Origin of the sequence: Oerskovia sp. NPDC057915, from assembly GCF_042887685.1 — a bacterium.
Taxonomy (GTDB): domain Bacteria; phylum Actinomycetota; class Actinomycetes; order Actinomycetales; family Cellulomonadaceae; genus Oerskovia.
In genome coordinates this window covers 1-1,351 of record NZ_JBHVOS010000053.1, presented here as the reverse complement: position 1 = coordinate 1,351, position 1,351 = coordinate 1, and the positions used below count along the sequence as shown (strand labels likewise).

1 protein-coding gene is annotated in these 1,351 nt (G+C 70.6%); it reads left to right on the top strand.

The features are described 5' to 3' along the window. Positions 1 to 178: 178 nt before the first annotated feature. Positions 179 to 1,351 (top strand): methyl-accepting chemotaxis protein (locus tag ACFVQ3_RS18815; protein WP_387642409.1); only part of this gene is annotated, 1,173 nt, incomplete at its 3' end.

The window sequence follows — 1,351 nt, the reverse complement described above, 5'->3', positions numbered from 1 at the left end:
AACATCACCGGCATCGCCACGGCCGCGTCCTCGACGGCGGAGGCGATCCAGCAGATGAACGACTCGATCGCCGAGCTCGCACGCATGAGCGCCGAGATGCAGTCCGACGCCGCACAGTTCGTCCACTGACGCACGTCCCACGACCCGCACGACCCAGGACCTGAGGAAGGAACAGCCCGTGAACCGGCAGAGCGAAGTACCCGACGACCTCGCAGGCACGCTCGACCTCGCGCACGACGCGCGACCCGAGGAGCTCGTCGAGTCCTACCCCGACATCCTGTCGGGCCCTGGACTTCTGCCGGCCCCCGGCCCGACGTCGGGCGAGGCGCCCGACGTGACGTCCGACGTGGACCCCTCGCAGGGTGCGGGAGCGGGGGAGCGGGCCACGCGTGCCGCAGGTGGCGGTGTCCTGCGCTCGGTCCGTACCAGGATCCTGGGCCTCGTCGCGATCCTCGTGGTCGCCATGATCGTGCTGGGCGCGGTGGCCGTCTCGACGACGGTCTCGCTGCGGGAACGCACCGAGACGATCGCGACGATCCAGAGCACGCTCAACGCGCGGGTCATGGCCCTCCAGAGCTCGGTGTGGTCGTACCGGTTGGCGACCGACGGTCTCGGCGACTACATGGGGGAGGCCGACGAGGCGGGCCCGCAGTTCGTCGCGATCGACGGTGCCCACGGCGCCGTGACGGCCGAGATGCGCGCGTTCGAGGACATCTACGCGGGGATCGGCGAGCCGGTGCCCGACCAGTACGGGTCGTTCGCCCTGTCCGTGAACGAGTACATCTCGATCGTCGAGGAGCGCAAGCTGCCGGCCTTCGAGGCGGAGGACCGCGCGGCCTTCCGGTCGGCGGACACGGACCTCGACAAGGTCGGTCAGCAGATGGGGGGCGCACTCGACCGGCTCCAGTCCTACATCGACGACATCCTCGAGGGTGAGACCGCGGGGGCTGCGAGCGAGGCGTCCACGGCGATCGTCACCCTCTTCGTGGTCATCGCGGTCGGCGCGCTCGGTGGTCTGGCCTTCGGATGGGTGACCTCGGGTCGGATCAAGAAGGCCATCGTCGGGGTCCAGCGCACGGTCGAGGCGATCGCCGACGGCGACCTGACCCACGAGCCCGACGTCCGGGGACGGGACGAGCTGGGAGACATGGCACGCGCACTGTCCTCGGCGCAGGCGTCGTTGCGCGCCACGCTCTCGGGCGTCCTCGAGTCGTCGGTGACGATCGCGTCGAGCGCCGAGTCGCTGGCGGGGGCGTCGTCGCAGTTCTCGGCGTCGTCGGAGGAGACGGCGGCGCAGTCGGGGGTGGTGGCTGCTGCTGCGGAGCAGGTGTCGCAGAACGTGCGGACGGTG